We start from the raw sequence: 14,538 nt of genomic DNA on the forward strand, positions 1-14,538 counted from the left end.
TGATTTTGTATTAATTTCAGCAGAAAGTGTTTCTTGATTATAAGAGTTATTAGCACGTCTTCTTTTAAGTTACTTAACTCCCCTACTTCATTCAATAAATACAGGGCAATGTATTTCTGACGGTATTGATTTAACTCAGAAATAGAAATGACAGTTTTTAAATTAAAATTAGGAAATTCGCTTAGAATAAGATCAAATATTGATTTCCTAATGCTTTTACCTAGTACTTTTTCTGATTCCTACTATTCTCTGTTTGATATAGAACTGATAAATGTTTTCATGTAAAAACGGAGCTAAATAATTCACTTTAAATTTAGGTATACAATTAATGATAGCATAATTTATAATTATCTTTGTTATCTAATTTTAAAATGATGAAGAAGAAACTAAACCAGTTAGCTGCTACCGCAATTTGTGGCAATGATATTAGTTCTTCTTGCTTGTATGTTTCTGCTTTAGCCATTGTTTATGCAGTACAATATGCTTGGATTTCTTTATTATCGGTTTCTTTTATCTTATTTTTATTTAGAAAAATTTACGGAGAAGTGTTGAGTGCTTTGCCTTTAAATGGGGGTGCTTATAATGCGCTGTTAAATACTACTAAAAAATTTACCGCCTCTTTTGCCGCATCACTAACTGGTTTATCTTACGTGGCAACGGCGGTAATATCTACCAGTGAGGCTATAAAATACCTAAGCAGTTCATGGGTAGTAATTCCGATAATTTTTATATTTATTTTTCATTTAACCTCTTTAGTTATTTTATGCTTATTTTGTATTTACTTTATTTTCAATAACGGACTCGAAGTCCTAATTACAAACTTTAAAACCCCTACAAATGGCAGTATTACAAATGCATTGTTTTTTGGTTTTGCGCTGGCGACACCAAGCATCAAAGGATTTAAAAGTTCTGCCAATTATGTAGAAGAGCAAGAGAAGTTCTTTTAATTATTTAATTTTATGAAATATTTAAAAAATAAAAGGCAATTAAAGGTCCTATTTTTACTGATTTTAATCTTCAATTGTCAATTCATAATTTCTCAAACTAGATATGTGGATGCTGTATTTGATACAGTAAGTTCAAAAACATATACGTTTGCCATAAAAAAAATAGACAGTTTAAAATTAGATCTGTATCAACCAATTAATGATGATTTTAAAAAAAGACCTTTATTTATTATCATTCATGGAGGAGGATTTAAAACAGGAGCCAGAAATGATAAATCCCTTATATCATTGGCTAATGGAATTGCAAAAAAAGGATTTGTGGTGGCATCTGTAGATTATAGACTTTTAGATAAAAAGACAATTTTTAACTGTAATTTACCTTTTAATGAAGCTTTAAAAATATACTCAAATGCAGAAGAAGACGTATTGGAGGCAATATCCTATATTTTAAGGGGTAACTTTAAAATTGATCCTAAAAAAATTATTTTATTTGGCACAAGTGCAGGCGCAGAAACATTGCTAAATATCGCCTACAACAAACAGTTATTAGGCAAACGCTCTAAAAGGTATAAAAACATTTCTATTGCTGGAATAATTTCCATTTCAGGTGCTATTTTAAATAGTACTTTAATAAACAAATCAAATGCAGTACCTGGTGTGTTTTATCACGGAACAGAAGATAAAGTTATACCTTATTATCAGGGAGCACATCGCTCTTGCTCTCCATTAGATAAGGGATATTTTGTAATGGATGGTTCTAAAAATATAGTTGAAAAACTAGAAAGTCTTCACAAAAGTTTTATGTTTTATGGATATAAAAATAAAGGTCATAATATTTTAAATCTACCTTCAGAAGATTTTAAAGAGGCTTTTATTTTTATCAGAAAAGTAATTTTTGATGGCTCTTTTTATCAAATGAGTGTAGTAAAATAGTTCTCTTAATTCTTCTTAATTATTTTATTTTATGCGGATCCTTCTCTACATAAAAATAAATAGTATCATCTAAAATAGTAGAAAAACTGCCAATTTGATTACAACCCAAATACTTCATAAAATCTATAAACCTGGAATTATAAATGATAACGACTAAAATTATGCGTCCAAAAAGATCCCTTAAAAAGTAAAAAATCAACAAATAGTATCAGTATTTATTTTCTATTATAAGGTCTTATAATTAATCCTAAAGGCCTACCATATATAAAATAATTATTCATCCAATCTAAAAAAACAATCGCTTTATTTCTAAAACCTATCAATGACATAGTGTGAATAAACATCCAAACTAACCATGCAAAAGTCCCTTGAAATTACCAATTCGTCAGGTTCACAACCGGCTTTCTTCGGTCTGTTGTTGCCATTGTACCTTTGTCTTTATATGCAAAAGATTGTAATGCTTTTTCTTTTATTAGATTGATACTATTATTTGGTAACTGTTTTCCATATTGCTGTTCAACGGTCGCTAACATTGGAAATCCTTTTGGGTTTTCTTTTGAAATATAACTCGCCACATCCCTAATTGCAAAAATTGAACGGGTATTTAAAACCTGATTAAACTCATTAATAACAATTCTATTACCAACAAAAGTCTCTTCTGTCAATCCATTAATTGGGTTTCCTTTGACGCCTGCCGTCCAAATTACAGTGTCTGTTTTAAAGGGTGTTTCATCCGCGAGTGTTAAATAAGTTTCGTCATAACTTACAACTTTTACGTTTAGATTTACATTAATTTCTTATTCATTTAGGTACTCATAACTTTTAAGAGAAGCATTTTCAGAAGTTACTGATGATACTTTTGGTGAAGCTTCATCTAAATTAATTTCCATTTTTGAAATATCTAAAACGGAAAATCTTTAGGAATTATGAGGCGTTTCATTTCTGCGAGTGCCTCTGCTAATTCAATTCCTGCTTGTCCTAAAGCAACTATGGCAATGTTCAATATTTCTTCAAGAGATTGGTCCTTTTGGTTAATTAATGCCTTTTCTAAATTTTAAAAAATAAAACTCTTAAGATTTAAAGCATCCAAAATTGATTTTAAAATTAAAATAATTAGTTTCACTACCTGTGGCAATGATTAAATAATCAAATGGAAATACACCTATTGAAGTTTTCTATTTCGTTCTCAACGGTATTTAAAGCATTCATTTTGGCCATTCTAAAAGTTACATTTTTATAACCTTTAAAAATTCATCTTATTGGGTATGCAATGCTATCCGGTTCTAAACCACCTGTAGCAATTTGATACATTAACGGTTGAAAATTATAATAGTTATTTTGATCCATTAAAAGAACATCTGCATTTTAGTCCTTTAGTGCTTTTGCTAGCGATAAGCTGCCAAACCCGGCGCCAATAATAATTATTTTTGGTATATTAATTTTCATCTTCGTTTATGTGTAAAATGTGTAATAATCTTTGGGCAATGGGCTCAAAAATAACGGCTACTGTGCTTAAAAAAGCAATTCCGCTAAATACCGCATAAAATGAAGCGAATAGTTTCACGCTATCTGAAGGCATTTCATCTACTGGACCCAATCCTGTTAAAATTAAAGAGGCATTGTAAAAGGAATAAATCCATGAAATATTAGCAAAGTAATTGCAGTCAATGGACCATATAGCTCAGAAAATGCAATTAGTAAGCTTGAAAAGAGAAAGGACTTTATCAATCTTACCATAAACTTATTAAATGGTAAAACTTGATGTGTATTGTGTTCAAAAAGATGCTTTATTTTTTAAGATTTTATAACCAAGATATAGATGCTGTAAAATGAATTCGTAATTTTTAATGCAGCACAGTTAAACCGATTTCTTTTGATGTAAAAAAATAATAGTGGACTGATTGCAAGTCAAGTTGCTTGCATCCAGTTGTTTTTAAAATTGTAGTTCTCATAATTTTATGAGTATTAAAAATATAAAACCCCACTGCGCAAAACTGATAATCATTTGAGTATGCAAAATATTCTTTTATAACAGATTCCATGCCTTTTTCTATTTCATAGAAATTGGCATTATTACTTAAAAAAAATCTATTAAAAAACAATTACTATAAAACAGTAACTCGGACTTTTTTCTTTTTTAATCGCGTATTATTTAATTTTTCTACCAAACCATTAGCAAGTGCTCGTGGAATTGCAACAAACGCACAATCGGGTTTTAATTCAATCGTACCTAATTGGTCTTTAGTCAAACCGCCTTGTTTTATAAATAAACCAGCGATATCCCCTTTTGAAATTTTATCTTTTCTTCCGCCAGAAATAAATAACGTTTCCCAATATTGAGGTTCTAATTTTGCCTTTTTAGAAATGTTTTCACCTTTTGAATTTTTAATAAAATCTGGCGAAGTTTCTTTTTCCCATTTTAAAATATAAGCCGTTCCTTTTTCATTTATTCTTGCCGTTCTTCCATTTCTATGAATAAAATCTTCTTCATGCTGCGGCAATTCAAAATGAATAATATATTTAATTTCAACGATATCTATTCCTCTAGAAGCTAAATCGGTCGCAATTAATAATTGACAGGTTCCGTTTCTAAATTTAATTAAAGAACGCTCTCTATCTTTTTGCTCCATTCCGCCTGAAAAACAAGCATGACTAATATTATTACGATCTAAAGAAGCACTTACTTTTTCAATACTGTCTTTTAAATTACAGAAAACAATTCCGGGATCATTCCCAATATGCTGAATTAGATCCAACAAAGTTGTTAATTTATTTTTTTCAGGAGCAATTACTGTTTTAATAGCCAATTGCGACGTTCTCTTTTCTTTTAAATAATTAATGATTGTTGGCTTGTCTAATTTAACAAATTCAGGAATTTCAACACCTTGAGTAGCAGAAGTTAAGATGCGTTTATTTAAAGCAGGCAATTGATTAATAATTCCTCTCATTTCATATTCAAAACCTACTTCTAAAGACTTGTCAAACTCATCTAAAATCAAGGTTTTAATATAATCTTTAGAAAAACGATCATTGGCAAAATGGTCTGCAATTCTACCCGGGGTTCCTATTAAAATTGCAGGTATGTGTTTTAATTCAATTTTATCTTTAGACATTGGTCGGCCACCATAAACTGCATTCACTTTGTAACCAGAACCCATTGTACGGATAACTTGTTCAATTTGTATCGCTAATTCTCTGGATGGCACCAATATTAACGCCTGAATTTCATTTGATTCTGGATCTAAAGAATCAATCAATGGCAAACAAAAAGCAAGTGTCTTTCCAGTTCCTGTTGGCGATAATAAAATGGTATTTGTAGTTGTTTCTATGACAGAAACGGCCTCTTCTTGCATCGAATTTAAAGCAGTAATATTTAATTTTGCTAATATATCCTCTTGATTCTTAATGTTATTTGCCATAATTATTTTGTTCTATTAGACGTAAATCAGTAATTAAATGTATCAATAGTCTTACACTACCTTTTAACAGACAATTTAACTTTTAATACTAATTAACAGATTTCGTTATTTCTTTTTTTTCTTTTTAGGTGCTTCCGGTTTTGTTTTTGTAGAAGCCATTTGTGCTAAGTAATTTGCCAATATTTTATCAACTAATTCCTCTTTTGTTAAATGATGAAATATTGTTTTTATTTGTGCTTTAAAATCTTGAGAAACGTCGTGATTCGGCCTCGTTTTAAATATTTTTTTGGCCCACAACAAACCATTGTTTTCTTCAATACTTTTTGAATCGGCTTTTTTAAATTGATGAAATTGAATGCCTAATACTTTTTCAAATTCAGGAATATCTTGCACTTCATCATCTTGAATAATACTTAAAGAAAGCCCCTTTGCTCCTGCTCTTGCTGTACGTCCGCTTCTATGAACATACGTATCATACGTGTCTGGTAAATGATAATTTACCACATATTCTATTTCTTTTACGTCAATTCCACGAGCAGCTAAATCCGTAGCTACTAAAATATTAATGTTACCTTCTCTAAATTGCCCCATAATTCGATCACGAATTCCTTGCGTTAAACTACCATGAATAGCCCCAGAAGAGAATTTATTAATGGCTAGATTTTTTGCTAGTTTATTAACTGCAGCTTTCGTTTTACAAAATATAATTCCGCGTTTCCCATCCTTAGAACTTAAAAAATGAAGTAAGACCTCTAATTTCTCAATCGGTTTTACAACAACATATTGATGATCAATTCCCTGATGACCAACAGTTCCCATATCCGCTTCAATATGAATTACCTGTTTCGCCATGTAATTTTGAACTAATTGTTTGATCGTTCCTGGCATTGTAGCCGTAAACAACAACGTTCTTCTTGATTTCGGAATTTCTTTGATAATAGCATCTACCTCTTCTTTTAAAGCAGTGACCATTTCATCGGCTTCATCCAAAACGAAATACTTGATTTCTTTAATATTGATGGCATCACGTTTTACTAAATCTACCAAACGACCTGGAGTTGCAATTACAATATGAGTCGTTGATTTTAAGCGTTCTATTTGCGGTTTTATGGGTATTCCGCCACAAATAGAAGCAATAGATATTTCTGGAATTTCTGTTGAATAAGAAACTAAATTATCATAAATCTGATGCCCTAATTCTCTCGTTGGCGCTAATATTAACGTCTGAATTTGAGTGTTTTCTAAATCAACTAATTGCAGCAAAGGCAATCCAAAAGCAGCCGTTTTACCCGTTCCTGTTTTTGCTAAAACAACCAAATCCTCTTTTTGATTTAATACAACAGGAATTGTCTTTGTCTGAATATCTGTAGGAACAGAAATTTCTAACTTAGCTAAACTATATTGCAATTGTTTATGAATCCCTAACTCTGAAAACGATTTTGACATCAAATAATTTTTTTGCAAAGGTACTAATAAGGTTCTTGGTAAATGAACAAATGATTCCTGTGAATTTAGAATATTGATAATTAGAAAAAAGCGCGATTTTATATCTATATTAACATCCGTAAAGGCAGTCTGAATCCGTATCTTTGATAAAACTATTTTCAGAAACAATTTGGAACAGATAAAAGAATATTTAGATCAAATAGCAACCATTTCTAAATTTGATTGGGATTTCTTCAACTCCAAATTAAAGCGTCGCGTATTTCAGAAAAAAACTATTTTTTTAAAACTTAATGAGATAGAAAATCATATTTCATTTATTGAATCGGGTGTCGTTCGTTTATTTATTCCTAACGAAGATCCAGACAAAGAAACTACTTTTGGATTTAGCTTTGAAAATCAGTTTATAAGTGCTTACGATTCTTTTTTAACTCAAAAACCATCCGCATACCAACTGCAATCACTTACCGAAACTACGATTGTAAGTATAACCTATGCCGATTTACAAGAAGTTTATAAAACAACGCAAATAGGTAATTTAATTGGCCGTTTAACTGCAGAACGTTTGTTTTTGATAAAATCTAAAAGAGAGCAAAATCTTTTAAATTTATCAGCAAAAGAACGTTATTTGAGATTATTTAAAGAGCGTCCAGAGCTCTTGAAAGTAATTCCACTAAAATATATTAGCTCTTATATAGGTGTAACCGCGCAGGCTTTAAGTAGAATAAGAAAACGTATTTAATTGATTTAGGTTCATTGTTTACAAGCTAACATCCAATTATCTTTGTAAAAAAAACGTATGGTTATTGTTATTTTTGTTCTAGTTCTATGGTATGGAGGTTTGTTTTTTCAATCTTTCTTTTTGCATCGATATGCAGCACATCAGGTGTTTACAATGTCGAAAACTATGGAAAAAATTACTTTTATTCTAACTTGGATTTTTCAAGGTTCTAGTTATTTAAGCGCATATGGTTACGGAATTATGCATAGAATGCATCACGCATATACGGATACTGAAAAAGATCCTCACTCACCATCTCACGATCCAAATATGTTTGCGATGATGTGGAAAACAAAAAATATTTATCAGGATATTAATACACAGCGCATTGCTGTTGATGAACGTTTTACTAAAAATGTACCCCAATGGAAATCATTTGATGCATTTGCTGGCTCAAAACTTTCTCGCATACTTTGGATTACAGAATACGTATTATTCTTTGCTTTTTTTGTAAACGCTTGGTGGCAATGGTTATTATTACCAATAACCTTTTTAATGGCACCAATTCATGGCGTAATCATTAACTGGTTTGCACATATTTATGGGTATGCAAATTTTAAAATGAAAAATACTAGTAAAAATCTATTTCCCTTTGATTTTTTAATGATGGGCGAAGGATATCATAATAATCACCATAAATACTCAAGTAGCGCTAATTTTGGGGTAAAATGGCACGAAGTTGACGTTACTTATTTAATTATAATAGTATTAAATTCTTTTGGTTTTATTCAGTTAAAACCGATTAAGCTTAAAAAATAATAATTGAAGTTTAGATATTAAAAAAATGCTCACAAGACTTTTTATATTCTTGTGAGCATTTTTTTTTGCTAATTAAATTTAGTAATAACAGGTGAATTTAAAATCACTCTAAAATCATTTATTTATCAATTTTGCTTAAACCTTATGCGTTTCAGCGATATCATAAATTTTAAAACGGTGCTATTTAGGTACCAATTATAATTTTCTTTGTAACTGCTTAATTATCAGCATAAATTTTCAAAAGATATAATCCAGCAGTTAATTACTTTGTGTTTAGGTGTTTAGTAGCAGTGCTTTTATCGATTACTAATTGACCTAAAGTATTTTATAGTAGCACTTTTTGGATCATTTTATTTGTTCTAATCGCAATGAAATCTGAAAAAGGATTCGGGTAAACAGAAAACGTATCTCAAAAGCATCGGTAACGCTTAAAGGATTATTTTTGATATATTTTTACATAATCTATAACCATACTACTTTCTGTGAAATTAGCGTCTGGAGTGCTAGAATAACCCCCACAGCAATATTTAACAACAAAAATTGCTCCTTGTCAAAGGGCCAAGTTGCATCATTTTTTGTAGATGGTTTATAGGTATAATAACCAATACCATCAATCATAAACGTAATTTGATTTGGAGACCAATTCATAGAATAAATATGAAAATTTTCTGCCACATTAGTAAGTGTTTTTGTAGAAGTATTCACTGTATTTCCAAAACTAGAAGGTGTATGCAAAGCACTTGAAACATTATTTGTTGCATGTAAGCCATGTTCCATAATATCGATTTCACCACAACTTGGCCAATTTTTCGTTCCAAAACCTTGCTCATACCAATAAGATCCTGGTTCATTCACGTTTTTACCTAAAGTCCAAATAGCAGTCCAAATTCCGTTTCCAAAAGGAAGTTTTGCGCGCACATCTACTCTGCCATGTGTAAATGCATATTTAGAGGTTAATCTTGCAGAAGTATAATTTAAAGCAACCCCGTTTTGTGTAAAATCTTCTTTTTTAGCAACAATATTCAAGTATCCATCAGTAACATTAGCATTTTCAGTGCGATCTGTATAATGTTGCAATTCGCCATTATACCATTTACCTCCATTTGGACCTATTGTTTGTTGAAACCATTTTGTACCGTCAATAGCGCCATTTCCATCAAACTCATCAGACCAAACTAAATCGGTGTAAATAACATCTAACGTATTTGGATTTGTTGGTGCTGTTCCGTCTGTAATATCATCTATTAAATAAGTTCCAGGAGTTTTAGAAGCGTCATCAATAATTACAAAAAGTCTAGTATAAGTTCCCGTTGCATTTATATTTGCACCATTTGCGCTATTTTTAGCATTAGAAAAATCGAAACTAATGGTTTTCCAATTCGAAGGCGAAGGAACCGTAAATGTTTCTTTAACTTCAACATTCGTATTCGTGGCACTTTCTAGTTTTAAAAGGATATTATGAGAATTTGGATCAAAAGAATAAAAATCTAAGGTTATTTTTTGTTGAATATCTAAATTAACTGCAACATCTATATAAAAACCTTGACTAGCGTTTGCAACATTATTGAAAAATTTACCAACTTTATTGCCCAAATCTTTTGGGTCATTTATTGTTGAAAAACCAGCACCATCAAAAGTAATAAAGGTATCAGCAGAATCTGTAAAATCAATTGGCATTTCTTGACTATTGAGTTGTAAATAGATTAAAAAAATGATAATTATTAAAGTATAATTGATTTTCATCGGGAAATTTTTTTTTCAAAAATACTAATTATTACCAAAAATCGACAATTAAAGCCCTATACAAGAACCATACAAATAATGACACAAAGGGTATTTAAGAATTTAAGCCTAATTTTAGTTTGGTATTTGCTGACTTAAACAATGTAAAGTTCCAAATCCCCAAATTAAATCGATGGCACTTATCCCTATGATTTCTCTACTAGGAAAACAATCAGAAAGAATATTTAAGGCAACTCGATCATTTGCATCATTAAAAGTTGGTACTAAAATACATTTATTTAAGATTAAAAAATTAGCATAACTAGCGGGTAAACACAGTTCCTCGAAAATAATTTCTTTAGGCATTGGTAAAGGTATTATTTTTAATTTTTCACCATTTTCTAAAGTTGAATTTTGTAGTATTTTTAAATTGTCTTGCAAAGGTTTATAGTTGGCACTTTTTTTATCGGCTTCAATTACGGTGACTACAGTATTTTCGTTTACAAAACGGCACAAATCGTCAATATGACCATGCGTATCATCGCCAACAACGCCATTGCCTAACCAAATAATATTTGTAATTCCTAAATATTCTTTAAAAACAGCTTCGTAATCCACTTTGAGAAAACCTTGATTTCTTACCTGAATTGTTGGGTGTAATAAACATTCTTCTGTAGTAATTAAGGTTCCTTTTCCGTTGACCTCTAAAGCGCCACCTTCCATCACAACAGGTTTTCCTTTATACGTAACTTGCGTTAATGGAATGTTTAAAAAGCCTGCCACTTTTTTGGGTACATTTTTATCTAATTTATGATTCGCATATTTTGCCCATCCATTAAATTTAAACTGTAATGCTTCTCTTTTGTTGTTATTTTTTACAATAATAGGCCCTGAATCTCGCATCCAACTTCTGTTGGTTTTTTGAAGAATAAAAGATACTTTTTTAAGGTTGATATTCCCCTGTATCATCATCTCTGTAACCTTGACCTTTAATTTCTCATTAGCAACCACTAAAAAAACTTCTTCATACAAAGAAACCTTTTCGATAAACTCTATAAAAGCCCATTGCACAGCACTGTATTTTCCTGGCCAATCGCTACCATTATCAGGAAAACAAAGCAATATACCTTGTTGATTTTCCCATTCTGCTGGAAATCTTCTCATTAGTCTATGGCTCTTTTAGTAATATCTCCAAATGCATCAATTCGCCTGTCTCTAAAAAACGGCCAATTTTGACGCACATTTTCTTGTAAATCCAAATCTACTTCAGCAATTAATATTTCTTCTTTATCATGAGACGCTTGTGCTAATATTTCTCCTTGAGGACCTGCAATAAATGAAGCTCCCCAAAATTCGATACCCGCAGTATCTGGTAAGTATTTTTCTAAACCAATTCGGTTTGCGGCAGCAACATATATTCCGTTCGCAACAGCATGTCCTTTCATTACATTCATCCAAGCATTGTATTGATTTACACCATATTGCTCTTTTTCTTGGGGATGCCAACCAATTGCTGTTGGATAAAACAACACTTCGGATCCTTTTAATGCAGTAAGCCTTGCAGCTTCGGGATACCATTGATCCCAACAAATTAAAGTGCCAATATTTCCTTTTTTTGTTGGTGAGTTTATAAAACCTAAATCACCTGGAGTGAAATAGAATTTCTCGTAAAAATGAGGATCATCCGGAATGTGCATTTTTCTATATAAACCGGCTTCTGTTCCGTCCGTATCAATAATATAAGCACTATTATGGTAAATACCGGCCATTCTTTTTTCGAAAAAAGGAACAATAATTACAACACCAAGCTCTTTCGCTAAAGCACTAAAAGCGATAAAAGAACCGCTATATAAAGGTTCTGCTAGCGCAAAATTATCTACGTTTTCACTTTGACAAAAATAATGACTGCTATATAATTCTGGTAAACTAATAACTTCTGCACCTTTTTCTGCAGCTTTTTTAACCCAATGTAAACATTTCTCTAAGTTGTTTTTGGCAACATCGTTTAAGTTTAACTGAATTACTGCTATTTTATATTTTTTCATTCCTGATTTTAAATTGAGAGCATAAAAATAAGAAAATAATGTTTATATCATTATCAATTTCTATTTTTTAGAACTTTTTCACCAATTAAAAACGAAAAGCATCTTTTATTAAAACCTACTTAAAGATCAACATCAATAAGAACTTAATGATGCTTAAAATTAAATAGTATAAAAATAATCCTAATCTTTTAAAAACAACTTCTAGAAAACAGTTCCTTTTTGATTATACCTGCCTTTTTCTTGAAGTAATAAAATAGACACCTGTTAATAAAACTACAGATGCAACTATAGATTGTGTTGTAAATTCTTCATTCAGAAAATACCACCCTAAAAACATGGCAATTATAGGGTTTACATAGGCAGATGTTGATACTTTTTCTGGTGAAACTGATTTCAATAAATAATTGAAAGATGTAAAAGCAAGAATACTTCCAAAAGTAATAAGAAATAGCATAGAACCTTGTACTTTAAAACTCCATGATGTTGGTGCTAGCCAAGCTTCATCAAATCCTAAACTGGCAATAATCAGCACAATTCCTGCTGTAATCATTTGATACCCGGTGCTTACGAAAAAGTTTTTTGGTAAATCTGCCTTGGATACAAATACGCTGCCATAACTCCAACTTAAAACACAAGTAAAGATCATAAATATTCCTAGAAGACTTTCTTTAGAAACCGCAATTTCTGTTTGACTTACTAATAAATACATCCCAAATACACCTAATAAAACCCCAATTATCGATTTTTTTTGCATTTTTTTTTGATCTATTAAACGCAATAATAACAATACAAAAAGCGGTTGCGTTGATGCTAATAGTGAAGCAAAACCAGAATCTACATATTTTAAAGCCCAAACAAAAACACCATTTCCGTACACTAAAAATAAAAATCCAGATATTAGAGTGTTTAGCAATTGCTTCTTCGAAATTACTAGCGACTTTTTAAGCACTTTTGCAATAATCAGTATTAAAAAACCGGCTGTTAAAAAACGAATAGAGGCTAAGAAAAACGGTGATAATTCTGTAACCGCTATTTTATTAAATAAATAGGTAGAACCCCAAATTACATAAATAGCAATAAAGGCGAAGATTATAAGTACTTTAGAATTTTTCAATTGAATTGTATTAATTATTGTAAAAGTACTCTTTATATTTTCTGTTTAATAAAATTTATAATTGTTTTATATTTTGAAGAAAGAAATATGAGAATGGCAAAAACAGTGCTAAATAAGTTATTACATCAAAAAAAATAAAAAAAGTAATTATTGCTGGTATTACCCATTTAATTGGTTTAGAAAAAGAATTCAAAAAAATATTTGAATTTAAAAGTAATTTTAATGAATAATTATTAGATTTTTAGTGGTCTTTTTAATCTAAAAACCTCATAAAAAATTGTGAGATTTTTTTTCTATAAATACACTATTTGTGTCTACCTTTTAATTCAGCTTCAATATCTTTTAAAGTAAAGCCTTTTGCTTGTAACAACATTAAATAATGAAATAACAAATCTGCAGATTCATATAAAAATAATTCATCATTGTTATCCATCGCCTCGATAACGGTTTCAACAGCCTCCTCACCTACTTTCTGAGCTATTTTATTAATTCCCTTTTCAAACAGACTCGCCACATACGATTTTTGAGTGTCTTTATTTGCAACTCTTTCTGTAATAACACTTTCTAAAGTAGAAAAGAAACCATAATTCTGTTTATTTTCTTCTTCCCAACAAGTATCAGTTCCTTTATGACATGTTGGTCCATTTGGGTTCACTTGAATCAATAACGTGTCATTATCGCAGTCTAGCTTCATACTTACTAAATGCAACACATTTCCGCTTTCTTCACCCTTAGTCCAGAGCCTATTTTTAGTTCTTGAAAAGAAAGTAACTAATTTTGTTTCTTCTGTTTTTGTGAGTGCTTCTTGATTCATATATCCCAACATCAATACATTTTTTGTTGTTGCATCTTGAATTACAGCAGGTACTAATCCGTCTCTATTTTTATTGAAATCTATATTCATTATCTTAATTTTAACTCCATTTTTACATCTGCAGATTCGAAATGAGCATCTATTACTTCTATATGTATAAACCCTAATTTTTCGTATAATTTTAAAGCACTCTTTAATCGACTACTAGATTCTAATGTAATTGTTTTTACCTTTTTCTCAATACAAATGTCAATACAAACTTGCATTAATTTCGCTCCTATTCCTAAACCTTTATGACCTTCAGCAACACCTAATTTTAATATTTCGTACTTATATTTATCAATAGGAATTAAACTAATTGTACCTACAATTTTATCATTTAAATGCGCCAAAAAAATTAAACTCCCTTTTTCTATATACTCGTTAGGGTTGTCTAATAAATCATCATCAGCTTTTTCATATAAATTATACTTATGCAACCAGTCTAAAGAGATTTCTTTAAACTGTTGATGATATCTATCTTCGTATTTTCTAATTTGTAAATCTTTCATTTTTCTATTT

Annotated in this window: 14 protein-coding genes; 4 read left to right on the plus strand and 10 right to left on the minus strand. The window is 30.4% G+C overall.

The genetic code is table 11. The annotated features are described in order from the left end of the window. The first annotated feature begins 371 nt into the window (after positions 1-371). On the plus strand, positions 372-947 hold the full coding sequence (locus tag BST83_RS07115; protein WP_240614685.1) for an amino acid permease: 576 nt from the start codon (positions 372-374) through the stop codon (positions 945-947). Between the two features lie 12 nt (positions 948-959). Further along, entirely contained in the window at positions 960-1,880 is a 921-nt protein-coding gene (locus BST83_RS07120) for an alpha/beta hydrolase fold domain-containing protein (protein ID WP_104809187.1), read from the plus strand. 374 nt (positions 1,881-2,254) lie between these two features. Here BST83_RS07120 and BST83_RS20590 read toward each other — a convergent pair whose 3' ends face one another. From BST83_RS20590 to BST83_RS07145, 4 genes are all read right to left on the minus strand, one after another. Beyond that, positions 2,255-2,674, minus strand: coding sequence for an FAD-dependent oxidoreductase (locus BST83_RS20590; RefSeq protein WP_240614575.1), 420 nt, complete (start codon positions 2,672-2,674; stop codon positions 2,255-2,257). A gap of 641 nt (positions 2,675-3,315) precedes the next feature. Next, complete coding sequence (locus BST83_RS20130) at positions 3,316-3,477, minus strand: hypothetical protein (protein WP_205853524.1); 162 nt, start codon at positions 3,475-3,477, stop codon at positions 3,316-3,318. 508 nt (positions 3,478-3,985) lie between these two features. Further along, a complete protein-coding gene (locus tag BST83_RS07140; RefSeq protein ID WP_104809188.1) occupies positions 3,986-5,299 on the minus strand; it encodes a DEAD/DEAH box helicase in 1,314 nt (437 codons plus the stop codon). Between the two features lie 105 nt (positions 5,300-5,404). After that, positions 5,405-6,745 carry a DEAD/DEAH box helicase gene (locus BST83_RS07145; protein ID WP_104809189.1) on the minus strand — a complete coding sequence of 447 codons (1,341 nt, stop codon included), beginning with the start codon at positions 6,743-6,745 and terminating at the stop codon, positions 5,405-5,407. Positions 6,746-6,914: 169 nt separating this feature from the next. Between BST83_RS07145 and BST83_RS07150 the strand changes: the two genes are divergently transcribed. Then, positions 6,915-7,484: a Crp/Fnr family transcriptional regulator gene (locus BST83_RS07150; protein ID WP_104809190.1), complete on the plus strand. Its 570-nt coding sequence runs from the start codon at positions 6,915-6,917 to the stop codon at positions 7,482-7,484. A 57-nt stretch (positions 7,485-7,541) separates the two neighbouring features. Continuing rightward, positions 7,542-8,282: an acyl-CoA desaturase gene (locus tag BST83_RS07155; protein WP_104809191.1), complete on the plus strand. Its 741-nt coding sequence runs from the start codon at positions 7,542-7,544 to the stop codon at positions 8,280-8,282. A 462-nt stretch (positions 8,283-8,744) separates the two neighbouring features. Here BST83_RS07155 and BST83_RS07160 read toward each other — a convergent pair whose 3' ends face one another. From BST83_RS07160 to BST83_RS07185, 6 genes are all read right to left on the minus strand, one after another. Beyond that, a complete protein-coding gene (locus BST83_RS07160; RefSeq protein ID WP_240614686.1) occupies positions 8,745-10,025 on the minus strand; it encodes a glycoside hydrolase family 16 protein in 1,281 nt (426 codons plus the stop codon). A gap of 114 nt (positions 10,026-10,139) precedes the next feature. Continuing rightward, on the minus strand, positions 10,140-11,168 hold the full coding sequence (locus tag BST83_RS07165; protein WP_104809192.1) for an agmatine deiminase family protein: 1,029 nt from the start codon (positions 11,166-11,168) through the stop codon (positions 10,140-10,142). After that, positions 11,168-12,049 (minus strand): carbon-nitrogen hydrolase, encoded by an 882-nt coding sequence (locus BST83_RS07170; protein WP_104809193.1) that lies wholly within the window; start codon positions 12,047-12,049, stop codon positions 11,168-11,170. The genes BST83_RS07165 and BST83_RS07170 overlap by 1 nt, the downstream gene beginning before the upstream one ends. 223 nt (positions 12,050-12,272) lie before the next feature. Beyond that, positions 12,273-13,169: an EamA family transporter gene (locus BST83_RS07175; RefSeq protein ID WP_104809194.1), complete on the minus strand. Its 897-nt coding sequence runs from the start codon at positions 13,167-13,169 to the stop codon at positions 12,273-12,275. Positions 13,170-13,467: 298 nt separating this feature from the next. Then, positions 13,468-14,067, minus strand: a complete 600-nt coding sequence (gene hisIE / locus BST83_RS07180) for a bifunctional phosphoribosyl-AMP cyclohydrolase/phosphoribosyl-ATP diphosphatase HisIE (RefSeq protein WP_104809195.1) — start codon at positions 14,065-14,067, stop codon at positions 13,468-13,470. Further along, complete coding sequence (locus tag BST83_RS07185; RefSeq protein ID WP_104809196.1) at positions 14,067-14,528, minus strand: GNAT family N-acetyltransferase; 462 nt, start codon at positions 14,526-14,528, stop codon at positions 14,067-14,069. The genes hisIE and BST83_RS07185 overlap by 1 nt, the downstream gene beginning before the upstream one ends. Positions 14,529-14,538: the final 10 nt, after the last annotated feature.

The sequence above is a fragment of the Polaribacter filamentus genome (assembly GCF_002943715.1).
Classification (GTDB): domain Bacteria; phylum Bacteroidota; class Bacteroidia; order Flavobacteriales; family Flavobacteriaceae; genus Polaribacter; species Polaribacter filamentus.